General features: G+C 70.6%; 21 protein-coding genes. 6 read left to right on the forward strand and 15 right to left on the reverse strand.

Going from position 1 to position 23,534, the window contains the following annotated elements; translation table 11 throughout:
- Positions 1-44: 44 nt before the first annotated feature.
- A complete protein-coding gene (locus U9J66_RS22565; protein WP_326338641.1) occupies positions 45-1,670 on the reverse strand; it encodes a molybdopterin-dependent oxidoreductase in 1,626 nt (541 codons plus the stop codon).
- Between the two features lie 109 nt (positions 1,671-1,779).
- Complete coding sequence (locus tag U9J66_RS22570) at positions 1,780-2,370, reverse strand: fasciclin domain-containing protein (RefSeq protein WP_042285836.1); 591 nt, start codon at positions 2,368-2,370, stop codon at positions 1,780-1,782.
- 274 nt (positions 2,371-2,644) lie between these two features.
- Between U9J66_RS22570 and U9J66_RS22575 the strand changes: the two genes are divergently transcribed.
- Complete coding sequence (locus U9J66_RS22575; protein WP_017532987.1) at positions 2,645-4,237, forward strand: OmpA family protein; 1,593 nt, start codon at positions 2,645-2,647, stop codon at positions 4,235-4,237.
- Positions 4,238-4,306: 69 nt separating this feature from the next.
- Here the strand turns inward: U9J66_RS22575 and U9J66_RS22580 are convergent, their stop codons facing one another.
- On the reverse strand, positions 4,307-5,095 hold the full coding sequence (locus tag U9J66_RS22580; protein WP_326338643.1) for an SDR family NAD(P)-dependent oxidoreductase: 789 nt from the start codon (positions 5,093-5,095) through the stop codon (positions 4,307-4,309).
- A gap of 137 nt (positions 5,096-5,232) precedes the next feature.
- Here U9J66_RS22580 and U9J66_RS22585 point away from each other — a divergent pair, with 137 nt between their 5' ends.
- Positions 5,233-5,886, forward strand: a complete 654-nt coding sequence (locus U9J66_RS22585; RefSeq protein ID WP_326338645.1) for a TetR/AcrR family transcriptional regulator — start codon at positions 5,233-5,235, stop codon at positions 5,884-5,886.
- On the opposite strand, the gene U9J66_RS22590 is transcribed toward U9J66_RS22585, so the two are convergent.
- The 9 genes from U9J66_RS22590 to U9J66_RS22630 all read right to left on the reverse strand — a co-directional run bounded on the left by U9J66_RS22590 (position 5,883) and on the right by U9J66_RS22630 (position 17,307).
- Positions 5,883-6,485: a mismatch-specific DNA-glycosylase gene (locus tag U9J66_RS22590; RefSeq protein WP_017532990.1), complete on the reverse strand. Its 603-nt coding sequence runs from the start codon at positions 6,483-6,485 to the stop codon at positions 5,883-5,885. The genes U9J66_RS22585 and U9J66_RS22590 overlap by 4 nt on opposite strands.
- A 14-nt stretch (positions 6,486-6,499) precedes the next feature.
- Positions 6,500-7,189: a hypothetical protein gene (locus U9J66_RS22595; protein WP_014911397.1), complete on the reverse strand. Its 690-nt coding sequence runs from the start codon at positions 7,187-7,189 to the stop codon at positions 6,500-6,502.
- Positions 7,190-7,382: 193 nt separating this feature from the next.
- The gene (gene lpdA / locus U9J66_RS22600; protein WP_326338647.1) at positions 7,383-8,789 is read right to left on the reverse strand and encodes a dihydrolipoyl dehydrogenase; all 1,407 of its coding nucleotides are present in this window, start codon (positions 8,787-8,789) and stop codon (positions 7,383-7,385) included.
- A 127-nt stretch (positions 8,790-8,916) separates the two neighbouring features.
- Positions 8,917-9,837, reverse strand: a complete 921-nt coding sequence (locus U9J66_RS22605) for a DedA family protein (RefSeq protein WP_161110873.1) — start codon at positions 9,835-9,837, stop codon at positions 8,917-8,919.
- Positions 9,838-9,968: 131 nt separating this feature from the next.
- Entirely contained in the window at positions 9,969-11,621 is a 1,653-nt protein-coding gene (locus U9J66_RS22610; RefSeq protein WP_326338649.1) for a hypothetical protein, read from the reverse strand.
- Between the two features lie 74 nt (positions 11,622-11,695).
- Positions 11,696-12,799 carry a winged helix DNA-binding domain-containing protein gene (locus U9J66_RS22615; RefSeq protein ID WP_326338651.1) on the reverse strand — a complete coding sequence of 368 codons (1,104 nt, stop codon included), beginning with the start codon at positions 12,797-12,799 and terminating at the stop codon, positions 11,696-11,698.
- A gap of 93 nt (positions 12,800-12,892) precedes the next feature.
- Complete coding sequence (locus tag U9J66_RS22620; RefSeq protein ID WP_017532995.1) at positions 12,893-13,384, reverse strand: hypothetical protein; 492 nt, start codon at positions 13,382-13,384, stop codon at positions 12,893-12,895.
- Positions 13,385-13,473: 89 nt separating this feature from the next.
- Positions 13,474-15,852, reverse strand: coding sequence for a trehalase-like domain-containing protein (locus tag U9J66_RS22625; RefSeq protein WP_017532996.1), 2,379 nt, complete (start codon positions 15,850-15,852; stop codon positions 13,474-13,476).
- A gap of 723 nt (positions 15,853-16,575) precedes the next feature.
- Positions 16,576-17,307 (reverse strand): class I SAM-dependent methyltransferase, encoded by a 732-nt coding sequence (locus U9J66_RS22630; protein WP_014911906.1) that lies wholly within the window; start codon positions 17,305-17,307, stop codon positions 16,576-16,578.
- Between the two features lie 123 nt (positions 17,308-17,430).
- On the opposite strand from U9J66_RS22630, the gene U9J66_RS22635 reads away from it, so the two are divergent.
- The 3 genes from U9J66_RS22635 (at position 17,431) to hisG (ending at position 19,594) form a co-directional block, all read left to right on the forward strand.
- Positions 17,431-18,261 (forward strand): SDR family NAD(P)-dependent oxidoreductase, encoded by an 831-nt coding sequence (locus U9J66_RS22635; protein WP_026124706.1) that lies wholly within the window; start codon positions 17,431-17,433, stop codon positions 18,259-18,261.
- Positions 18,262-18,381: 120 nt separating this feature from the next.
- Positions 18,382-18,645, forward strand: coding sequence for a phosphoribosyl-ATP diphosphatase (locus U9J66_RS22640; RefSeq protein WP_014913038.1), 264 nt, complete (start codon positions 18,382-18,384; stop codon positions 18,643-18,645).
- 94 nt (positions 18,646-18,739) lie between these two features.
- On the forward strand, positions 18,740-19,594 hold the full coding sequence (gene hisG / locus U9J66_RS22645; protein ID WP_017532998.1) for an ATP phosphoribosyltransferase: 855 nt from the start codon (positions 18,740-18,742) through the stop codon (positions 19,592-19,594).
- 52 nt (positions 19,595-19,646) lie between these two features.
- Here hisG and U9J66_RS22650 read toward each other — a convergent pair whose 3' ends face one another.
- A complete protein-coding gene (locus U9J66_RS22650) occupies positions 19,647-21,116 on the reverse strand; it encodes a cellulase family glycosylhydrolase (protein WP_326338654.1) in 1,470 nt (489 codons plus the stop codon).
- Between the two features lie 54 nt (positions 21,117-21,170).
- Between U9J66_RS22650 and U9J66_RS22655 the strand changes: the two genes are divergently transcribed.
- Positions 21,171-21,710 carry a hypothetical protein gene (locus tag U9J66_RS22655; protein WP_017533000.1) on the forward strand — a complete coding sequence of 180 codons (540 nt, stop codon included), beginning with the start codon at positions 21,171-21,173 and terminating at the stop codon, positions 21,708-21,710.
- A 42-nt stretch (positions 21,711-21,752) separates the two neighbouring features.
- Here the strand turns inward: U9J66_RS22655 and U9J66_RS22660 are convergent, their stop codons facing one another.
- The gene (locus tag U9J66_RS22660; protein WP_326338655.1) at positions 21,753-22,628 is read right to left on the reverse strand and encodes an NAD(P)-dependent oxidoreductase; all 876 of its coding nucleotides are present in this window, start codon (positions 22,626-22,628) and stop codon (positions 21,753-21,755) included.
- Positions 22,625-23,503, reverse strand: coding sequence for an NAD(P)-dependent oxidoreductase (locus U9J66_RS22665; RefSeq protein WP_161110867.1), 879 nt, complete (start codon positions 23,501-23,503; stop codon positions 22,625-22,627). Before U9J66_RS22665 ends, U9J66_RS22660 begins: the two co-directional genes overlap by 4 nt.
- Positions 23,504-23,534: the final 31 nt, after the last annotated feature.

The raw sequence follows: 23,534 nt of genomic DNA on the forward strand, positions 1-23,534 counted from the left end.
CGGTGGGTGTTCGTGTTCTCGGGTTCGTGAGGCCGACGTCGGGTTCAGTCGGCGGTGAAGCGGATGCGGTGTCGGCCCGTCGCCCCGTCGGGGATCGGGTCGACACGCTCGGCGGTCTGGGTGTAGCCGGTGGAGTCGGTGGCCCTGACCTCGACCGAATGGACCCCTGGGCCGACCGTGGTCTCGGCGATCCATTGGACCCAGGTGTCGATGCCGGGCACCTCGGCGAGTTCGGCCTCCCACCAGTCGCCGTCGTCCACTCGGACCTCCACCGCGTCGATCCCGCGGTGCTGGGCCCAGGCGACCCCGGCCAGGACGACGTCTCCGGCCTCGACCCGGCCCAGCGGGGCCGGTACGTCGACGCGGGACATGGTCTTGATCGGGGCCTGTACGCCCCAGCCGCGCCGTGCCCAGTAGGACCGTTCGTCGGCGAAGCGGGTGAGCTTGATGTCGGTGACCCATTTGGTCGCGCCGACGAATCCGTACAGGCCGGGCATCACCATCCGGGCGGGATATCCGTGGACGTGGGGGAGCGGCGCGCCACCCATGCCCACGGCGAGAAGGGCGTCGCGACCGTCCATGACCGCTTCCGTGGGAGTGCCACAGGTCCAGCCGTCGGTGGAGGTACTGAGGATCTGGTCGGCGTCTGAACGGACACCGGCCTCGCGTAGAAGGTCGGCCAGGGGGAAACCGAGCCAGCGGGTGTTGCCGATGAGGTCCCCGCCGACCTGGTTGGACACACATGCCAACGTGATGTCCGCCTCGATCACGTCGCGCGTCATGAGTTCGTCCATGTCGATCTCGAAGGGGCGGTCGACCATGCCGTGCACGCGCAGTCTCCATCGGGAGGAGTCCACCCTGGGGATGGTGAGCGCGGTGTCGATCCGGTAGAAGTCCCGTTCGGGGGTGGTGAAGGGGGTCAGCCCCGGGACGCCGAGGTCGGTGCCGGGAGGTAGGTCGGACAACGGTCGGGCCGGGATCGGCAGGGCCGCCCCGGGACGGGAGGCGGCATCGGCCCCCGCCAAGGCCGACAGGCGCCCGAGGACACCGGCGGAACCGGAGACGGCCAGGACCCCCGCGGCCGTGATGACGAGACCGCGTCTCCCGGGCCCTCGGTACTCCTCCGGAGCGGGTGCGGGAAGCGGGTCGCCCCCCGTGTCCGCCGGTGTCCCGGTCTCCCTTCCTCCCTCTGGTCCGAAGCGGCGGCGCTCGGCTCGCAGCAGGAGCGTGAGCGCCGCGGCCCCCGCCACCGCTCCGGCGACGACGGCCGCGGCCGCCCCGGGGTCGTCGGAGCGGCGGAGGGCGACGGCGGCCAGGCCGGCCGCCGTGAACAGCCCCAGCCCCACGTATCCGACCGCGGGACGGATCGACGCCATGATGCCCAGGACCGCCCCGACCAGGACGAGGACGGACAGGATTCCGGCGATCAGTACCGCCTTGTCGGCGGTTCCGAAGAGCGAGATCGCCCACTCCATGAGGAGAGGGGGGCTGTTGTCGACGAGCGCGTCGCCGACCGTGACCACCGGGGACGTCACACGGAAGAGCCCCGCGGCCAGTTCGCCGAAGCCGAGCGAGGCTCCGACGACGAGCAGGCCGACGCCCGCCCCGACGGCGGTCCGTCGTCGCCCTTCGTGTCGCGGGGCCCGCCCCCCGCTCGTCTCGTTGGTCACATGGGGGGTTCGGTGCCGGACACGGACCGGATGGGTGAAGGGACGATCTTTTTCGAGAATTCTTCGAGCGTGCTCGGCGGGCGCCGTTCCGAGACCGTGTTACGTCGGGTCAGGTGGGGATGAGGAGCATCCCCACCATGTGCACGGTGGCGTCGGTGGTGCGGACGTCCGCGCAGACCACCGGGGAGTAGCCCTCGATCGTGTACTCCCCGTCCTTCTCCGCGGTGCTGATCCGGTCTCCGCCGAAGGTCGGGAGGGAACCCTCGACCAGATCGCGGCTGCCGTACTCGCCCAGGGTCACGTGGTGGCCGATCAGGTAGGCCAGCAGGTCGGCGTCGTCGAAGAGCTCCCGTACCTGTTCCTCGGGGTAGATGTCGAAGGCGTCGTCGACGGGTGCGAACACCGTCATGTCGTCGATCTCGGCCAACTCCCGCTCCAACCCGCTCCGTTCCAGGGCGGAGGCGAGGCGGCTCAGTCCCGGGTTCTCGGCGACGGCGGTGAGGAAGGGCTGTTCGGCCATCGAGGCGAGACTGCCGGGGCCCTCGCTCGGGAGGTCGGCGCAGTCCGGTCCGAAGGCGGTGGACTCGACGGGGCCCTTCGAGGCCTCCCCGAGCTCGTCCGGCGCCTCGGTCCCACCGGAGCACGCGGTCAGAGCGAGGGCGATCACGACACCGCAGCCCGCCAGGGTGGTCCGACGCATCCGAGGCCCCTCACCGTCGCACGTCCTTCCGTCGTCGACCCATGACGTTACGTGCCCGACGTGGGAGGACGGGGCTTCGACGCGCCCCCCTTCACGGGGCGGAGAGGGACGACGGGTACCGTTTCCGGGCGGTATCGGCGAAGAATCTCCCATAGGGGTCGTCGCTGGCCAGGCCGGTGCCCGAAGCCCGTGACAGGGCACTATGGTCGGTTCGACCCCGCGAGTACAAGAGGATGTTTCCGGTACGTCCTCTCAATGATCGGAGTTCCCCCACATGGCGCGCAAGACGCCCCTCACCGTGGTCGCGCTCATGGTCTCGGGCAGCCTCCTGCTCAGCGGCTGCACCGTCGTGTCCGACTGGTGGTCCGAGACCTTCGGAGAAGCGTCCGGCCCGCCCGAGGTCAAGGAGGAGTTCCCCTACGTTCGTGAGGGACGCATCTTCCAGGACACCGGCCAGGACGCCGAGATGCGTTTCGCCATCACCGGCCTGGAGCGCACCGACGACTACACGGTCATGCACTACGAGGTCTCCTACCCGGACGACTTCTCCGGACCCAACCGGAACCTGAGCATGGCGCACACGCTGGTCGACCCCCTGACCGGCCGCGTGTACCGGCAGTTCCTCGACGACGAGGGCCTCAAGTACGGCTCGGAGAGCCCCAACGAGGACGGCCTGTACCCCGTGCACGATGGGGTCACCAACGAGTACACCCGCTACTTCCCCCGCCTGCCCGACGAGGTGTCCCAGGTGACCTTCGTCGGCAGCGGTCTGGGCGCCATGACCGGCATCCCGGTCCAGGACGTGGAGAACGAGCGCGAGGATCCGGAGGACCCCAACGGGCCGAAGCACCTCACGCTCGACGACCCGCCCCCGCGAGGCGAGAACCTCACCTTCGCCAACCGTCGGCCCGACGAGGACGCGGTCGCCGACGAGGGTTGGGTGCAGAGCTTCGTCGACTCCGAGATCGCCTCGACCACCCGTGACGGGGATCGGGAGATCATCTCCCTGCACTCCGACGTGATGTTCGAGTTCGACCGCTCGGATCTGACCGCCGACGCCGCGGACGTGGTCCGGCGCGCCGCCACCACGCTGGCCCGCAACGTCGACCCCGACGACCCCACGATCACCGTGGTCGGTCACACCGACGGCATCGGAAACGACTCCTACAACGACAACCTGTCGGTGGAGCGCGCCGAGAGCGTGCGCGACCTGCTCGCGGAGGAGCTCGGCACCGACTACAAGCTGGAGGTCGAGGGGCGCGGCAAGCGCGAGCCCATCGCCCGCGAGGGCGGCCCCGACGACGAGGAGGCCCGCGCCCGTAACCGTCGGGTGGAGTTCTCCTACGTCTTCAACCCGACGGTCGAGGCCACCGAGGACGAGGAGTACGACGACGACGGTCTGGGCGTGGCCCAGCGCAACGTCACCTGGCCCGCTCCTTACAGCGACGACCCGGGTTCCGTGGTCGCCGACGGCGAGAAGGACGGCATCCGGCTGGAGATCTACCCGCTCCGTCGGGACGGCGCCTACGTCATCGGCACCGTGGCGATGACCAACACCACCGATGAGCCGCTCGCCCCCGAGCTGGGCGGCAGCGAGACGGTGGCGGGCGGTCCCGAGCAGTTCAACAAGGGCACCCTGGGCGGCTTCCAGCTGTTCGAGCCGGAGAGCGGCCTGGTCCGTTACGTGGCCCAGATGGACTTCGGCGAGAACCGCTACAGCAGCTTCGCCGAGGAGGTGCACACGATCCAGCCCGGCAACACCCACGAGCTGGTCGCCGTCTTCCCGGCGCCCCCGGTGGACGTCGAGGAGCTGACGCTGCGCGCCGGACCGTTCGGCGAGTTCGAGGAGATCCCGGTCGAGTACTAGGAACACACGGAGAAAGGGGGGGCCGTCGACATCGTGTCGACGGCCCCCCTTCTCGTGTATCCGGGGCGGTCAGAAGTGGGTGCCGCCGTCGACGCGCAGTTCGGTCCCGGTCACGAAGGCGGCGTCGTCGGAGGCGAGCATGGCCACGATCGAGGCCACTCGGTCGGCCCCGGCGAAACCGCCGTCGCCGAGGGCGGGGGAGAGCTTCGCGAACAGGCGCATGTCGGCGTCCTCGGGCAGTCCGGGGCCCCGGCTCAGTCCGCTGGCCCCGCTGCCGTCGGTCATGCCGCTGGAGACGGAGCCGGGCTGGACGGAGTTGAAGCGGATCCCGTCCCCGGCGTACTCGCTCGCCAGGGCGTGCGTCATGGACTGGATCCCGCCCTTGCTGGCGGCGTAGGCCGCCATGTACGGGTGGGCGAAGGCGGCGGAGGTGGAGCTGAAGTTGACCACGGCGGGGCCTCGGCCGCCGCGCAGCGCCGGTAGGGACTCGCGGATCACCAGGAAGGTGCCGACCAGGTTGATCCGCAGGATCCGTTCGAAGTCCTCGAGCGAGGTCTCCTCGGTGTGCGACGAGCGCAGGACGCCGGCCGCGTTGACCAGAGCGTCCATTCCGCCGAGCGTGTCGACGGCGGAGCGCACCCCGGAGCGGACGGAGTCCTCGTCGGCGATGTCCATGACGAGGGTGGTCAGCCGGTCGACGGCGGTGCCGGCGCGGGCGAGCGTGTCCTTCAGTCCGGTCTCGCTCACGTCGGCGGCGACGACGGTGCCGCCCTCGTCGAGCAGGCGCAGCACCGTGGCCTGGCCGATACCCGAGCCGGCGCCGGTGACCAGGGCGCGTCGTCCTTCGAAGCGGTTCATGGCTTCCTCCACTCTTCCGGCGGTCGGGCCCTCTGTCCGGCCGCACGTGCGACGACTGCATAATATGCCTTGATGGCACAATGTGCCACAAATGCATGAAAGGTCACCCTGGCAGTGGTGGGCCTACCATGGCGGTGATGAACACCGAGAACCCACGAGAACGGGGCCGGCCCTCGCTCACCGAGCGACGCAAGGCCATGACCCAGCTGGAGATCGCCCGTACGGCCGCGGAGCTGTTCACCGAACAAGGTGTCGACGGCACCACGGCGGAGGACATCGCCCGCGCCTCCGGGGTCTCTCCGCGCACCTTCTACCGCTACTTCCGCACGAAACAGGAGGCGGTCGCCCCTCTGCTGGTCACCGGGGCCGATCGGTGGCGTGAACGGTTGGTCTCCTTCGAGCCAGGGGGGAACCCGGCCGAGGCGGTGGAACGCTCGATCCTCGCGGAGCTCACCCCCGAGAGCGCCGAGGAGACGGAGGAACTGGAGAGGGCGCGAGGGCTGGTCCGCGCGGCGCGGGACGACGTCTCCCTGCGCGCGGTCTGGCACCGGGTCAACCGGGAATCGGAGGTGCTCCTGGTGCCCGTGCTCGCCCGGCTGACCGGGCGGGAGGAGGACGACATCGTGCTGAGACTGGCCGCGGCGGCCGTCACCGACGCGGTACGGCTGTCGATCGAGGACTGGGCCGCCTCGGACGCTCCGGAGCGGGGCGGGGAAGGGCCCGCGGCGCGTGTCGCGCGCTGTCTACGGGCCCTGGACACGGGGTTGTGGGGCGCCCCGGCGGTCGGCTAGGAACGTCCTGTGGGGAGGGATCGGTCGGGCAGGCCCGCCGCGGCACGCAGCCGGCCGAACTCCTCCGCCAGCCCCTCGGGCGTCCAGTGCGCGTTGCGTCCGCTCGGGTTGGGCAGCACCCACAGCCGGGTCCCGCCGATCGTGGTCTCCTGAGGACCGACCTTCGCGCGCCGGTCCCCGAACCCCGCCCTGTACCCGGTGATCCCCAGGAAGGCCAGCCACCCCGGACGCAGTTCGAGGACCTTGCGGCGCAGCTCCTCGGCACCGCGGACGAACTCCTCGGGCTCCAGCTCGTCCGCACCCCGGGTGGCCCGGGCCACGAGGTTGGTGAAGCCCATCCCCAGCTCCGGAAGAGTGCCGTCCCGGTCGGGGGAGTAACGGCCCGGGGTGAACCCCGAGCGCGCCAGGGCCGGCCAGAACCGGTTACCGGGTGAGGCGAAGTGGTGCCCCCGGACCGCGCTGGTCAGCCCGGGGTTGAGCCCGCAGAACACCACCGGGAGCCCTTCCGAGAGGACGTCGGGCAGCAGGAGGTCGCGCCCGGCCTCCAGCTCGGCCCGACTCAGTCCGCCGACCCCGCGTACGGGCCCCTCCCGGTCCACTCCGGCCCCCTTCGTCAGTTACGGATCTGCCCGGCCGCCTGGAAGACGACACGCTCCAGGTCGCCCCGCTCGACGTCGTCGAAGTAGGCGATGGCGGTGACGTAGAAGTCGCCCGGCAGTTCCAGGTACAGGTGGCGGCTGGAACCGTCCACGGTGCCCACGTACTCCAGGTCGCCGCCGAGGTCGTCGGACTCCTCCGTGTGGTAGGTGTCGACGTCCACGTCGACGTCCACCTCCCAGTTCATCTCGGCCTCGGCTCCGGGCACCTGGACCAGGTCCGGGGAGGCGCTCGGGTCCGCGCCGGAGGTGAAGACGATGGTGAAGGAGGGGGTGCCCGGCTCGGTGCCGCCCTCGCTGAAGGTGCAGGAGAGCTGCTCGGCGTCCTCGAACCCGTCGATGGGCCCGCTCTCCTCGCTGAGGACCGGGCCGGGGGCCAGGTCTCCGACGATCTGGGCGGCGGAGGCCGCCTCACAGGACTCGGGGAGCCCGTAGGACGAGGCGTCCTGCTCCTCCTCGTCCTCCGCTTCGGGGCTCGGGGAGGCGCTCGCCTCCTCGTCCGGGGCGTCCGCGCCGTCCCCACTGGACAGACTCAGGTCCAGGTCGAGGTCGACCACGTCGCAGCCGACGAGTACGACACCGCCGATGACGACCGCGGCGACGGCCGTGCCCAGGCACGACAGGGGTGTGGACGGGATGAGGCGCATGGGTGGCTTTCGGTTCGGGGTGCGCCGTGCTCGTGTGAGGGGAGACGGCGGGGGACACAGGGAAACTTAGCAAGTCCCGCGTCCTCGGGGAGCCCGGACCTCTCCGCCCCCGGAGGCCCCGAGGATCGCCCGCCCGATACGAAGGGGCCGGCCCCGGGACGACCCGGGACCGGCCTCGACGAACGACGTCGGATCAGAAGTTGATCATGTGACCGGCCAGGCCGTGCACGGCCTCCTTGACCGCTTCGCTGAGCGTCGGGTGGGCGTGGATGTTGCGCGCCACCTCGTGCACGGTCAGGTCCCACTGCTGGGCCAGGGTCAGCTCGGGCAGCAGCTCGGTGACGTCCGGCCCCACCATGTGGGCGCCGAGGAACTCGCCGTACCTGCCGTCCGAGACGATCTTGACGAAACCGCGGCTGTCGCCCAGGCCGTGCGCCTTGCCGTTGGCCACGAAGGGGAACTTGGCGACCTGCACGTCGTAGCCCGCCTCCTTGGCCTCGTTCTCGGTGTAGCCGAAGGAGGCGATCTGCGGCTGGCAGTAGGTCGCCCTCGGGATGAACCGGTAGTCGATCTCCTGGGTCTCGGCGCCGCCGATGGTCTCGGAGGCGACGATGCCCATGGCCTCGGCGGTGTGCGCCAGCATGAGCTTGGCGGTGACGTCGCCGATCGCGAAGATGTGCGGGACGTTGGTGCGGCCCCGGGAGTCGATGGCGATGGCGCCGCGTTCGGTGAGCTCCACACCGGTCCGCTCCAGGCCGTAGCCCTCGACGTTGGGGGAGAACCCGATCGCCTGGAGGAGCTTGTCGGCCTTCAGGACCTGCTGCGCGCCGTCGGTGCCGGTGACGGAGACCTCGACCCCCGAGCCGGTGTCCTCGACCTTCTCCACCCGGGTGGAGGTCATGACCTTCACGCCGAGCTTCTTGTAGGCGCGGGCGATCTCCTTGGAGATCTCCTCGTCCTCCATGGGCACCACGCGGTCGAGGAACTCCACGATGGTGACGTCGACCCCGTAGTTGCTCATCACGTAGGCGAACTCGACGCCGATGGCGCCCGCGCCCGCGATGATGATGCTCTCGGGCAGCTTCTCCTCGAGGATCTGCTCCTCGTAGGTGACGACCCGCTCGGACAGCGAGGTGCCCGGGATGAGCTTGGTGGAGGAGCCGGCCGCGATGATGGCGTTGTCGAAGGTGACCGTCGTGGTCTCCCCGTCCGCGCCCCGTACCTCGATGGTGCGGTCGTCGAGGAAGGTGCCGCGCCCTTCGAGCTCGGCGATCTTGTTCTTCTTCATCAGGAAGTGAACGCCCTTGACCCGGCCGTCCGCGACCTCGCGACTACGGCTGAACGCCTTGCCGTAGTCGAACTCGACCTTGCCCTCCACCTTGATGCCGAACGTGTCGGCGTCGTTGTGGAACAGGTGCGCGAGCTCGGCGTTGCGCAGGAGCGCCTTGGACGGGATGCAGCCGACGTTGAGGCAGACACCGCCCCAGTACTTCTCCTCGATGACCGCGGTCTTGAGGCCGAGCTGGGCGCCTCGGATGGCCGCGACGTAGCCGCCGGGTCCGGCTCCGAGGACCACCAGGTCGAAGTGTTGCTGTCCCATGACGGGATCTCCTTGAGAGTGTTGGTGACGCACCAGGTGCAGCCGGCGTTGCCCAAGGTGACGGATTGCCGTCTGCCAGCCTATCCGCGTACGCCCCACCTGTGGGCTACCCGTGGTCGCGGACGGGTCACCGAGGGTTCTCTTCGCCGGTGGGGGCGGTCGGAGCGATGGTGGACTCCGTGGAGCGGCCCTCGGCCTCCAGACGGGCGGTCTCGGCGTCGTACTCGGTGGCGGCCTTCTCCAGCGCGGCCGTCTTACGGGCCTTCTGATCGCGGCTCGCGGTGAACGTCGGGTACAGCGCCATGCCGAAGATGAGCGCGAGCATGATCCACAGCGCGTACTTGTCGATCAGCAGCACGACGTCCACGCCGGTCTGACCGGAGGAGTGGCCGACGAGGGCGACGATGGAGGTGACGAAGGCCGCGCCGAGCGCGTTCAGCAGCATGTAGACGTGCAGGCGCATCCCGTTGGCTCCGGCGATCACGTGGGTGATGCCCGCGGGGACGCCCGGCAGGTAGCTCAACGGTACGAGGGCCCGCATGACCCAGGGGTTCATGGTCTCCAGACGGTCGGCGAAACGGCGCCCGCGCTCCCCCTGGATCAGGAAGTTGACGATGCCGCGCCCCCAACGTCGGCCCAGCCACCAGAAGATCCAATCGATCTTGATCTTGCCGATGACACCCGCCAGGATCACCACCCACAGGGCGCCGCCCTGCCCGACGCCGATGAAGGCCGAGGCGGCGCCCACGGCCGCGTGGCTTCCGGTGATCAGGGCCAGCGCCAGCGGGTGGTCGGCGATGAACAACGGGCGCAGCGGCAGGGTGAGGAGGAGCAGCGCGGGGAGCAGGAGCGCCACCGTCAACAGGACCTTGTCCTGCCGCTGGGCCTTGCCCTTCCACGGCTTGAGGGAGCGGAGCGCCTCGCGGCCGAGCTCCTGCTCGTGCTCCATCCAGGCCTGCTCGGCGGCCTTGAGGGCCTGTTCACGGGTGGGCCGGTCGTCGCCGGACCTATCGGAGTCGGAACGGGGAGCGGGCGTCGTCGTCATCATGTACCCAGATTCTCGCCGGAGCGCTTCTCACGACAGTCGCATCGGTCACCGACTCCGTGTGAGAGAAGCGTGGGATCGGCATGACAACTGTCATATGCGCTCTTCACGGGTGGTGTGGGGCGCGGTTCGGGTCAGGGACGCCGCGGCGGGGCGGGCCACTTCCAGTGCGGAGCCCAGGAGAAGCTGTCCGAGACCCCGGGAGGAAGAGGCGGCAGCAGGCGGGAGCCGGGGGCCGGCCCCTCGGTCTCGACGTTCTCGGGCGTTCCCTCGTCCGAGGTCGTCGAGGGCGGCGGGTTCTCGTTCTCCACCGGGGCGGGGGAGAAGAGGTCGGACGTCGCCTCGGGGCGGTCGTCGAAGAGGTCGGAGGGCGGTTCGATCGGTCCGCCGAGCGGATCGGGGTCGCGGAAGGGGCCCGCGTCGGGGACCGGGAAGAGGTCCTCCTCGTCGATCCGGGTCACCGGAGCTCCGGCCCAAGGGGCGGCTCCGGGGAACTCCTCGTCCTCGTCCTCGTCCAAGGGCTCGGGGTCGGGGTCGAAGGGGAGGGCGGAGGACGGTCCGGGCTCCACGAGCGCGGCCGCGTCGGGGCCGGAGGGATCCGCCTCCGGGGACAGCGCCGGGAAGGGCACCGACGAGGGGCCGGGGTCCACCTCGGCGAAGTGCGCGGCCTCCCCGAAGTGACGGGGGGCCGGGTCCGTGCCGGCGTCGTCGTTCTCGATCGGCGGGGCCTGCGGGTGACGGACCGCCCCGGCCGGATGGAGACGGGTCCACCAGGAGGCCGCCTCGTCCGGGGTCAGTTCGGACAGGACGGTGAACTCTCCGGTGATGTGCGGGTGGCGCCGTCCGGCACGCCACGAGTGCAGCAGCGACTGGGGCTCCAGGACCAGGACCCGCTCGCCGTTCACCTCGGGGATGTCGCCGGGGCAGGCCTCGTTGCCGACCCAGGTGCCGTCCCCGCCGACCAGGTCCCACTCGCCGCGCACCACGTCGGCCAGCGGGTCGACCGGGGCGTCCAGAGAGGCCGCCACCCAGCGGGGGTCGGGGCGGGATCCCGGGAGTCGCATCCCCTCCTTGCCGATCAGGGCGTCGGCGAGCAGGGTGTGGAGCTGGAAGTTGTCGCCGACCCCGTCGAAGCGCACCCGGAACCCTCGTCGGGAGGCGCGGTCCAGGACCAGGACCCGGCTGACCTCGGCCATCCGCAGCAGTTCGGAGATCTCGCCGAACTCGCTCAGTCGCGTCGAGAGCGCCTGGACGATCTGACCGAGCCCCTTCATCGCCCCGGCGTCCGCGCGGACGGCGGAGCGCACCCCCGCGTCGCACAGCATGGCCTTGGCGGCCAGGCCGTAGCGCTGGACGGTCCACCAGCCCATGGTGGCCAACGGGGCGTTCTCACCGAGGACCTCCTCGACCCTCTTCTCCTCGGTCTCGCTCACCTCGGAGGGGGCGGGAAGGGGGCCTCCGCCGGTCTTCTCCCACGCGTGCAGGAACGCCACGGCGGCCTGTCCGTAGCTTCCGACCTGACGCAGTACTTCGAGACCGACCTGGCCGGCGGGGGCGCCCGACTCGACCAGTGCTCCGGCGAGGACCGAGAGGTCGGCCGCCACACCCGGGTAGGGCTCGCAGTCGCCCAGCACCGGGGCCAGCGCCTCCAGGGCCGTCTCCAACTCCTCGGTGGGCACGTGGGAGGACAGCCGGAAGGCTTCGCGCACGGCCTCGGGGAAGTCGGGTGTCTGGCCGGCGGCGGTGTCGAGCACGCGTTGGAACGCGGCGCGGAACTCTTCAGTCACCCTCGAATCCTGTCACATACCCGTGTAGGCCCCGTGATCCGGATACATATGTAGAAAACGGGTGAAGCGCCGGGTCAGTCGGGGGTGACGAACTCGATCCGGCCGTCGTCACGGTCCGGCCGGAGGAAGGCGAGGAGCGCGAGTCCCTCCTCGGCGACCCGCTCGGCCTCGCCGGAGGGGAGGGGAGCGAAGGGGGCCACCTCCACCACCGGGGCGGTGCCCCGGAGCACCCTCCAGGTGGCGGCCACGGATCCGTCCATGAGCACGGTGGCCGGGGGCATGCCGTTGCGTACGGCGATGCGTCGCAGCCCCTCGTCGGAGATCACCCGGCTCCGGTCGGCGTGGGCGCGCAGCAGATTGTCGAAGTCGTAGAGGAACCGCGGCGGGGCGGGGACGTCGGGCCCCGGACGCGGCGCCTCGGGCAGGTCGAACAGCTCCACGCCCCGCTCGTCGTGGAAGGACACGAGCCGGTCCCGCATCCCCTCCACCACCGCCTTCAACCGGGTCAGCCCGGACCATGCCTGTACGTCGCGCACGCTCGCCGGTCCGAAGGCGGCCAGGTGGCGCAGGACCAGGCCCTCCCGGTCGGGTTCGACCTCCATGTCGAGCCCGGTCCACCGGTCGGCCGGGGCCAGCAGGGGGCGTCCCGAGGCGCCCCAGACCCCGCGCGGCGGTGTCTGCACGACCGGGAGCAGACAGCGCACCACGTAGGCCAGGTGCTCACCGGGAACGTCCGGCCAGTCCTCGCCGAGCCGTTCTCCCAGTTCCCGCGCGGTGAGCGGCCGTTCCTCCAGCAGTTCCCGGCCCCGCGCCACCACCGCGGCGTGGTCCACACCGACGGTGGCCCTGCCATGCCGGCTGTTCCGCAGGTCCCGGGCCATGACCTCCCGGGTGACGGAGCGCAGCGCGCGGGCGTCCTCCGGGGTGACCAGGTGCAGGGTCGAACGCATCAGCGACATGCGCACGAGCGCGCCGTCGGTGAGCAGACGGCCCACCTCCTCCGGATCCGGTCGGATCAGCCGGTTCTGGAAGGCGACGTACCAGCTGTGGGTGGTCTGTGCCTGAAGCCCGGCCAGGTGGGAGACCAGGTCGGTGACCGGCCGATCCACCCTTTCGAGCAGGAACTGGCGTGCCAGGGTGGCGCGGTTGAGCGCGCGGCGATCGAGGACGGCGACCATCCGGGGGCCTCTCAGGTGTCCGATGGGTTCCGGAACCCTACCCGTCACCAGGGACATTCCACCGTGGCGACGCCCCGGACCCCCGGTCCGGGCTCAGTGGGCGCGGCCGAGCAGGGTGAGCGGCGGGTAGCGGTGCTCTTCGGTCGGATCGTCGAAACGCACCGTGTACGCCCACCAGCGGCCCGAGTCGGGGGAGGGGCACGAGTCCGACCAGTAAGTGACCTGTCCGGCCGGGACGACGACGCTCTCGGTGTGCTCCATGGGAGACCCGGGCGTCCCGACGTCTTCGGGCGGCATGACGTGCCGACAGGCGGTCGTCGGGTCCAGGACGAGGTCGGTGTCGCCGGGGTTGTGGAGTTCGACGCTCCAGGTCACCAGGTGCTCTCCGTCCTCGTGGGTGTGCGCGATGCTCAGCAGCCTCACCCCGAGCCCGTTGGCGAACTCGTGCGGCCTGTCGGCCGGGACGATCGGGAGGACCGACGGCCCCACGAACGCCTGGAAGCCGATGACGGACAGGGCGAGGAGCAGGAAGGTGACCAGGACCTTGTTCGGAGCGGAGGTCCTTCGGGCGCGCGGGGTCGACATGACTTCTCCTGGGGGAAGGGAGACGGGGCGTCCCGTGCGGGACGCCCCGTGGGGTCGGTGTCGACGCTACCGGTCGAGCGGGGTGGCGCTCAGAGGTGCGTGTCCAGCAGGCGGGCGCAGCGGATCAGGCCCAGGTGCGAGTAGGCCTGCGGGTGGTTGCCCAGCGCCCGCTCGGTGACCGGGTCGAACTCCTCGGGGATGAGACCGGTCGGACCCGCGGCGTCGACCAGGTGCTTGAACAGCTCCTCGGCCTCCGCGCGGCGGCCCGTGAGCAGGTACGCCTCGATCAGCCAGGTGGTGCACAGGTGGAACCCGCCCTCGCCGCCGGGCAGACCGTCGTCGCGGTGGTAGCGGTACACGGTCGGCCCGCTGCGCAGCTCCGCCTCCACGGCGGTGACCGTGGACTGGAAGCGCTCGTCGGTCGGGTCGATCATTCCGGACAGGCCGATGTGCAGAGAGGCGGCGTCCAGGTCGGTGCCGTCGTAGGCGGTGGTGTAGGCCTGTACGGTCTCGTTCCAGCCCTTGTCCAGCACCTCCTCGGCGATCTCCGCGCGCAGACCCGCCCAGGACGCCTCCGCCCGACGACCGTAGGTCTCCGCGAGGGTGAGCGCCCGGTCGAGGGTGACCCAGCACATGACCTTGGAGTAGACGCGCTGACGGGGTTCGTCGCGCTCCTCCCAGATCCCGTGGTCGGGCTCGTGCCAACGACGGGCGACCGCCTCGGCCATGGAGCGGACCAGCTCCCAGTCGCGGTCGGCCAGCGTGCCGCGCTCCCGGGACAGGTGGGCGATGAGTTCGACCACGGGGCCGAACACGTCGAGCTGGACCTGGCGGTCGGCGAGGTTGCCGATCCGGACCGGGCGGGAGCCCGCGTACCCGGACAGCGACTCGATGACCTCCTCGGGGCCCAGGTCGGTGCCGCGCAGGGAGTACAGCGGACGCAGGAGCTCCGGGCCGGGCAGGGAGTCCACGACACGGTGGACCCATTCCAGGAAGGCCTCGGCCTCGACGGTGGAGCCCAGGGTGACCAGGGACTGGACGGTCAGGGCGCCGTCGCGCAGCCAGCAGTAGCGGTAGTCCCAGTTGCGGACGCCGCCGATCTCCTCGGGCAGCGAGGTGGTGGCCGCGGCCATGACCCCGCCGGTGGGGGTGCACAGACCCCGCAGCGTCAGCGCGGAACGCTCGGCCAGGGCGCGCTCGGTGGCGGGGAGCTCCAGCGTCTCCAGCCAGTCCGACCAGTGGTGCGCGGCGAGCTCACGGCGCTCGGACTCGGTCCGCTCCTCTGCGGCCAGGGAGTCGGTGCCGCAGCGCATCTCCAGGATCACGGGGCGCTCGGACCTGGGGTGGACGGTGGCCCGGGCGATGTCGTCGGTGCCGTCGTGGTCGATGTGCCACTCCACGCCGGGGGAGCGCAGCACCATCGGGAAGTCGGCGCCCTGGACGCGCAGGCCCTCGGGCTCGACGGTGATGCGGATCGGAGCACGGCCGAAGTCGGGGCGGGGGGCGAACTCGATGGTGGCGGGGGTGACGCCGCCGATCACCCGCACCAGGTCGGTGCGTCCGGGCTCGGTGTCGTGGGTGAGGTAGTCGGTGACCTCCAGGCGCGACCAGCGGGTGCGCACGGTCATCGTTCCGGGCAGGTAGCGCTGGCCGAGGGGCAGCCCGCCGTGCGCGGGGGCGATCGAGAAGACCCCGGCCTGGCGGCCTCCGAGCACCTCGGCGAACAGGGCGCCCGAGTCGGGCTCCGGGTGACAGAACCAGAGCAGGCGCGCGTCCGGGCCGACCAGGGCCACGGAGGCCTGGTTGGACAGCATCGACATGCGCTCGATGGGCGTGGGACGTTCGCCGAAGACCCAGGAGCGGCGCTCGGTGGCGAGCAGGGCCAGGAGGGTGGCGGCGGTCGGGGTGTCCGGGACGCTGTGGGAGGCGACCGTGGGCTCGGCGCCGACACGGATGCCGGCGTCGGCTCCGGTGTTCAGGTTCATGAACACCGGCTCCTCGCCCTCGCCGCCTCCGATGTAGAGGAGCGCGGTGGCGTCGACCTGCTCGCGCAGCAGTTCGAGGGCGGCGGACTTGTCCGAGGGCGGGGCCCCGGGACCCGGACGCGAGGGGTCGATGGTCAGGTCGGTGTCGAACTCTGTGCCGTAGGCGCCCACCAGCCGGACCTCGGCCGGAAGCCGGGAGAGGACGGCGAGGTCGCGCAGGGGACGGGAGGAGACGACCGCGCACACGGTGCCGGGCAGGTCGGCGAGGTCGCGCAGGGCGCGGACCGCTCCGGGGAGCGGCCCGTGCCGGTCGGTACCGAGGGGGGCCAGCGCGCCGTCGTAGTCACAGGCCACGAGGAGCCGTGAGGTTCGCGCGAGGGCGGAGACGCGTTGGCGCACGTCGAGGGGCATGGCTTCGAGCGTGGTGTCGGTCGCCCTCGTGGGCGTGACCGAAGCCCCCTCGACCGCCTGGGTGAGCGTCACGTTGCCTCCTCCGCTGGTCTATGGCATGACCTGGGAAAATAGGTGAGATATGGGACTCCGCGCGCATGCTTTCCGTTCACACGGGTTTGGTGTGAAAAACGTAGACGCAGGGATGGTGGCGCGGGATGAGCCTCGGGGGACTTTGAACAGACATCAGGAACTTTTAACGCCCGCTCTGGCGAACCGGGTGATGCCGGTCGTTCCGGAAAAGGTCATCTCCCCCAGAAGTCAACGCGAGACTACCGGCGTCACAGAGGACACGCGACTCGAGCTTCCGGTGATGCGGCCCACAAGCTGACCTGGGGTGGGTCACTCGTCGCGGAGTGCAGTGACGCGGGCTTCGGGGTGTGGCCTCCGAGGCCGGGGAGGCGCTCGCTTCTGTGGAACCTCTCCGCTCTGACCTGCTTCGATGTGCTTCCTTCCCGCTCGCCCCTCATGGTGCGCGGAACTCTGAGGGTGGGCGGGAGGGCGTGGGAAAAAAAGTCGTCCACAGCCTGTGGACGATCTTCGAGGGTGCTCGACGTGGGGAGGTCGAGGTCGGCGCCCTTCCGGTCATTGCACGCAACTCGGGTGCATCAATGGGTAAAATTCCGACATTTCCCCGCAAAGCGCGCACAATTGGCTTGGTTCGTGAAGAGACGACCAAGGTCCCGCCCCGGACGAACGGCGTGGTGGCCGTTCATGCGAGACGGGACCGGAACATATCGGGTCGGGAACCGGGGATCAGAGTGCGCGCGGACGCTCCCCGGAGGACTCCCATTCCGGTTTGCGCAGGTGGTGCACCCAGGCCGGTGGGATGTTGGCGTAGACCCTCGCCGAGTCGATCCGGTAGCGGTCGATCCAGTCCTGGACCACCCAGCCGCTCCGGGCCTGACGGAGGTAGTCCTCGCGCTTGGCGATGACCGCCTTGACCTGCTTCGTGTACAGGTACCCGTAGAACGACAGCGTTCCGCCGGGGCGGAGCACCGTGAAGTAGTGGTCGAGGATGCTCTCGACCTGCTCGGCGGTGAAGTTGGCGAACGGCAGCCCGGAGACGATCACGTCATAGGTGCGGTCGGTCCCCATGTCGTTCACCAGGCAGGCGTGCACGGCGGCGGAGTCGGCGACCCGGGACATCTCGGGGTCGGTCTTGAGCAGCTCCTCGACGTGGGCGGCGAACTCCGGATTGGCCTCGACGAGGTCGATCGTGTCGCCGGGACGCATCGCGGCGGCGATCCCGCGGCTGATGGCGCCCGTGCCCGCGCCCGCCTCCAGGATGCTCAGCGACTGTTCGGGGTCGGGGCGTCGGCGGACGTACTCGGCCATCTCATAGGCCAACGCGCCACTGCTGGGCACGATGGAACCCGTGGCGTGGAAGGTGCGCAACGCCTGGCCGAAGAACAGCCTGGTGTCACGCAGACGTTCCTCCAGCCTGAGAGCGGAAAGGGGTCCGGCAGGGCTCTGTGTCTCGGACATGGTTGAACGCTAACGCCTCGTCGCCCCCATGGGGAGAGCGAGGAAGGGTTTGTCCGGGAAACACCGGGTGGTCATCACCACGGCGCCATCGGGAACCGAGGGCCCACGCCCTACGCTGGAGCCATGAGCGAAGCGGACAGGACCCGAAACCGGCCCGACCCGTCCCGTACGGCGTTGGTCACCGGCGCCTCCCGCGGCATCGGCGAGGAGTACGCGCGCAGCCTCGCTCAGCGCGGCTACTCCCTGGTCCTCGTGGCGCGGAGCCGGGAGAACCTCGAAGACCTCGCAGGGGACCTTCGCGGGAGCTACGGCACCGACATCGAGGTCCTGGCCGCGGACCTGGGCACCCCCGAAGGGCTCGCCACCGTGGTCGAGCGCGTCTCCGCCCACGGCTCGGACGGGACCGCCCCCATCGACCTGTTGGTCAACAACGCGGGGCGCGGCGACGGCGGCGTCTTCGTCGACCAGGAACCGGACGACATCGACGCGATGATCGACCTCAACGTCCGCGCCGTCCTCCATCTGACCCGCGCCGTCCTGCCGGTCCAGATCGCCCGCGCCGCCTCCGGAGCGGACCGTCGGCTCGGTGTGATCAACGTGTCCTCCATGGCCGGGGAGGTCCCCTCCAACCCCGGAGGGTCGGTCTACGGCGGGGGCAAGAAGTTCATCGCCCTGTGGAGCGAGAGCGTCTCCGCCGAGGTGCGCGGAAAGGGCGTGTACGTCACCACGGTGTTCCCCGGGTTCGTCCGCACCGACATGACCCGCGGCGTCCAGGAACAGGGGATGCCCGAGTTCGCCTTCGTGGCCAAGGAACAGGTCGTCCGGGACTCCCTGAGGGCCTGGTCCGCGGGGCGCTCCGTGGTCGTCCCCGGGGCCGCCTACAAGACCGCCGATGGGCTCTTGCGCGTGCTGCCGCGCTCCCTGGTGCGGGCCGTCGCCCGTCGTATGGCCTGAGCTCCGACGCCCGCTCGGCGCGCCGGCCCTCCCACATGGTGAGACTTCCGGTCCCCGGTTGGTCACCGGGTGTCGGAAGCGCCTACCCTGGTAGCGCACTGTCGGTCGAGGAAAGAGACCATGAAGACCTTCGAAGAGCTGTTCGCCGAGCTGTCAGAGAAGGCACGCTCCCGCCCCGAGGGGTCCGGGACCGTCGCCCAACTCGATGCCGGCGTCCATGCCATCGGCAAGAAGGTCGTCGAGGAGGCGGCCGAGGTCTGGATGGCGGCCGAGTACGAGTCGGACGAGCAGGCCGCCGAAGAGATCTCGCAGCTCCTCTACCACCTCCAGGTTCTGATGCTGGCCCGTGGCCTGCGCCTCGAGGACGTCTACAAGCATCTCTAGGCCGCTCGTGCCCCACCGCGCCCACCCGGGTGCGGGACACGCGCCGGCCACAGACGTCCCCGTACACGCGAGAGCCACAGAAGGAACCCAGAACATGCCCGACATGCTCCGTATCGCCGTGCCCAACAAGGGGCAACTGTCCGAACCCGCCGTCCAGATGCTCACCGAGGCCGGGTACCGGCAGCGCAAGAGCAGCCGCGACCTGGTGCTGGTCGACCCGGACAACAACACCGAGTTCTTCTTCCTGCGCCCCAAGGACATCGCCGTCTACGTCGGTGAGGGCATCCTCCAGGCGGGGATCACCGGACGCGACATGCTGCTGGACTCCGGCGCCCCCGTCGACGAGGTCCTGGCCCTCGGCTTCGGCGGCTCCACCTTCCGTTTCGCGGCCCCCGGCGGCGGCTCGATGAGCGTCGCCGACCTCGACGGCAAGCGCATCGCCACCTCCTTCGACGGTCTGCTCCGTTCCTACCTCGACGCCCAGGGCGTGGACGCGCGCGTCATCCACCTCGACGGCGCCGTGGAGAGCTCGGTGCAGCTGGGGGTGGCCGACGCGGTCGCCGACGTGGTCTCCACCGGGACCACGTTGCGCAACGCCGGAATGGAGACCTTCGGCGACCCCATCCTCGTCTCCGAGGCCGTCGTCATCCGGCCCACCGACGCCCCGGACGACCCGCAGATCGACCAGTTGCTGCGGCGGCTGCGCGGTGTTCTGGTGGCGCGCGACTACGTGATGATGGACTACGACGTGCACGCCGAGAACCTGGAGGCGGCGGTCGCGCTCACCCCGGGCATGGAGGGGCCGACGGTCTCCCCGCTGCACCGTGAGGGCTGGGTCGCGGTCCGTTCGATGGTGCCCCGCAAGGAGGCCCAGCGGATCATGGACGACCTGTGGGGTCTGGGCGCCCGCGCGATCCTGGTCACCGACATCTACGCCTGCCGGCTCTGATCCGGTCCGTCGGGCCCGGCAGCTCCTTGGGGGCCGCCGGGCCCGAGGTGTCTCACTCGGGGGTGACGGTGAGGACGGTCTCGTCTCCGTCGGCGGCTCCGGTGACGGTCACGCGCAGGACCCGCATCCCCTCGTCCCACTCGGCGTCCCAGGAGCCGTCCCCGCCGAGAACCACGGTCGGCTCGTGGCCCTCTCCGAAGACGTCCGAGGGCAGGTACAGCTCGGTGGCCCCCGACACCCCGTCCCGTTCCGTGTAGCGCACGGTCAGCTCTCCGGCCTCGGCGTCGTATCCCCAATCGAGGGGTTCACCTGCCACGGCGCGCGGGTAGGCGCGGTTCATCACGTGGGCGAGCGGACCGGGGTCGAGCCCGCCGTCGTCGGCCTCCTCCCACGGTCCCCAACCGTCCAGGTCGTTGGACCAGTAGGTGCGGCCCGCCGCCATCGTCTCGGTCTCCTCCAACATCCGTTCCACGAACTCCGGGGCCCCGGCACCGGACATGTCCAGCCCGAACTCGCCGAGCACGATCGGGGCCTCCAGCCGTTCGCCGACCAGACGGACGTGCTCGGACCACGCCTCGACGCTCGCGTCGATCCCGCCCTTGGAGTCGCCTTCATAGGGCTGTCCCAGGTCCATGGGCAGGGCGTACATGTGCGGGGCGTAGACGACGCGCGGCTCCCCCTCGCGCGGATCCTCCAGGTGGGGGAGGGCGGAGGGCAGACCCCAGTTGACCCCCACGGCCTGTCCCTCGACGAAGATCCACGTGTCCTGGTCGACCTCGCGGATCCGCTCCATGGAGCGTCGGTAGAGCTCGGCGAGGGGACCGGCCTCGAAGTCGGTGCCCTGGAGGCTTCCGCCGAAGGGCTCGTTCATCAGGTCGTAGCCGATCACGGCCGGTTCGTCGGCGAACCGGCCGGCGACGTGTCGCCAGGCGTCCGCGTAGGCGTCCATGAGGTCGGTGTCTCCGCCGGCGGTGCCCCAGAAGTGGTCGAAGGCGCGCATCACGCCGGGTTCGAGGTAGACCAGTTCCCACTGTTCCCGGGGCCGTACGGGCAGGCCGTCGGTCCTGGTGGCCCACTCGGGGGCCCCGTTGCCGGAGTGCTGCTCGGTGTTGGTGAAGCGGCCGTAGAGATCCTGGTGCATGTCGAGGAGGACGTGGTAGCCGCGTTCGGCGTACCAGTCGACCCGTTCGGCGACCTCGTCGAGGTAGTCCTCGTCGTAGGCCCCCTCCTCGGGTTCCAGGGCCTGCCACTGGATCAGGAAGCGGACGAAGTTGGTCCCCATGGCGTCGTACTCGGTCTGGACGTCCTCCTCGGTGATCCAGGGGAGACGGTCCGGATCGTCCTTGGCGGAGCCGGAGGTGTTGAGACCGTGGAGGAAGAGGGCACGCCCCTGGTCGTCGGTGAGGTATCGGACGGGCGCGTCGGTGTCGTGCCGGGTGAGGGCCGCGACACCGCTCCCGAGAAGGAGGACGAGGACGATGAGGGCGGCGGGGACGAGCCCGCGCTTTCCGGGGGGCTGCATCTGGCTCCTGTGGACCGGACTCGGGGGTGTGAAGATGAGACCTGGATCACTAGAATGCAGAAGGTGAATAATATTCGCAATCCCCTGCCCCCCATCGCCGGACTGTCCGCCCTCCTCCCCTGCCTCCTCTTCGGGAACGTCGCCTTCGTGACCTGGCTGGGCGCGCGTGCGGCCTGGCTGCTCCTGCCCACTTCGCTGGGCGTGCCCTTCGCCTTCCCCCGACTGCGGTTCGTCGCCTTCGTCGGTCAGCCCGGCTGGAACCTCACGGTCGAACTCCTGGCCGTGGCCGTCCTGGCGGTGGTCGCCGCCTGGTGGGTGCGCAGGGCGGGTCTGCTGAGGCCCGCCGCCAATACGTGGAGGGTCTTCCTCTCCTCCTGGGCCGGGGTGGTCCTCGGCCTCGCCGCGGCCAACGCCCTGCGGTCCGGGGCGGCGGTCCTGGCGTTGGGTTCGGGACCCCTGTTGTTCCTGTCCTACGTTCTGCTCGGGGCCGTGACCGGGGCCCTGTGGGCGATCGCGCTCGGCTGGCCGTGCGCCCTCCCCGTCGCGCTGGCCCACCGGTTCCGCCGCTCCCCGGCGACGCCCGTCCCGGCCTGAGCCCTCCCCTTGCGGGGAGAGGCCCGGGCCGGGAGGCGACGCTCACTCCGAGCGGTGCGTCCGCAGCACCCCGATCAGACTGGTCAGGCTGTCCCCACCGTGTCCTTCGGCGATACCGCGCCCGACGAGGTCGATCAGGGCCCGGGTGAGGAGACCGTCCACACCCGAGGACTCGCCGGTGTGGAGGACGTGCTCCAGACTCGCCCGCCCCATGGTGAGCGTGTCCACGTCGCCACCGTGCTCGCCCGCGTCGATCCGCGCGGCGTAGAAGCGCAGGAAGTACCCGAAGTCCATGTTCTTCAGGGCCCGGGGGAGGAACTCCTCCGCGCCGATCCCGTTGGCCTGGGCGAGCGCCTGGCCCTGGACGTAGCCGAGCAGGCCGGACCAGAACATGGAGACGCCGATCTGGTAGTACAACGGAGCCAGGCCGGGGTCCTCGCCCAGGTGATCGAGCCCGGTCAGGACCTCCAGGGCCGCCCGGTGCTCCTCCAACGCCGCCTTGGAACCGCTGTAGTAGCTCACCGCGTCGGGTGTACCGATCAGCGGCGGCGGCACCTGGACGCCTCCGACCAGGTGGACCGCGCCCTTGGCGGACATCCGCTCCGTCGTCCGCCGGGCCCGCTCGGGGGTGTCGGAGGTCAGGTCGGCGATGGTGCTTCCGGCCAGGGCCGCGTCGGGGACCCGATCGAGGATCGCGTCCACGGCGTCGTAGTCGGTCAGGCTCATCACCACGGGGCCGCCCGCGCCGAAGGCCTCCTCCAGGGTGTCCGCCCGGTGTGCACCCTCCCGGACCAGGTCCCCGGCCTTCTCCGGGGTCCGGTTCCACACCGTGACGGTGTATCCGGCGGACAGGTAGGCCCGCGCCATGGCCCGGCCCATCGGCCCCAGGCCGATGACGGTCACCTTGCGATCGCTCATTCGGAGTCCTCCTCCTTCTTCAGGACCTCGACGAGGGCGGCGATGGAGTCGTCGTGGTGCCCCAGGTCGACCGCGCGCTGAAGGAGGTCGTGGATGGGTCGGTGCCACTCGACGTCGAGGTTCCCCTCGACGCCGATCTCGTGGTCGCCCGGAATGGTGTCGTAGAACAGGCCGAGGGCGGACTCGGGCTCGCCGTAGTCGCGCTCGTCGATCCGACGGGCCTGCTCGGGGAGGAGCGCGATGATCATCTCCAGCCACTTCGTGGCGTAGGGGACGATGCTCCGCGCCGTGACGCCCCGGGAGCCGACCAGGGCGGCCCCCTGGTAGAAGCCGAGGAGCGAGGGCAGCAGGATGCCGCCGACGCCCAGCTCGTGCAGGGCGGCCAGGTCGGGGTCGGCGCCCAGGTGGACGGTGTCGCCGCCCATCACTCTCAGGGTCTCCTCGTACTCGTCGAACACGTCGCGGTCGCCGCTGTAGTACAGGAGCGTGTCCGGCAGACCGACCGCCGAGGGGACGTTCTTGACCGCTCCGCCCAGGAAGCGGACCTCGCGCTCGGCCGCCCACTCCGCCATGGCACGCGCACCCCGAGGCGTGCCGGAGTTCAGGGTGACGAGGGTGCGGCCGGCGGGCTTCGCCTCGGCCAAGGCCTCCATGGTCGCCTCGTAGCCGGACAGGCAGGCGATCACGAGATCGTTCGCCTCGACCGCCTCGGCGGCGGTGGCGGCGCCGATCGCGCCTTGGGCGACGAGCGGTTCCATCCTCTTCGCGGTGCGGTTCCACACCGTCGTGGGGTGTCCGGCGTTCAGGTAGGCCTCGGCCAGGGCGGTGCCCATGGCGCCGAGGCCGATGATGGTGACGGGTCTCTTCGATGTCATGTCGTCAGCGTGCGCGGGGCCGCTCTCGAAC

It is taken from the genome of Nocardiopsis sp. LDBS1602 (assembly GCF_035818715.1).
Classification (GTDB): domain Bacteria; phylum Actinomycetota; class Actinomycetes; order Streptosporangiales; family Streptosporangiaceae; genus Nocardiopsis; species Nocardiopsis alba.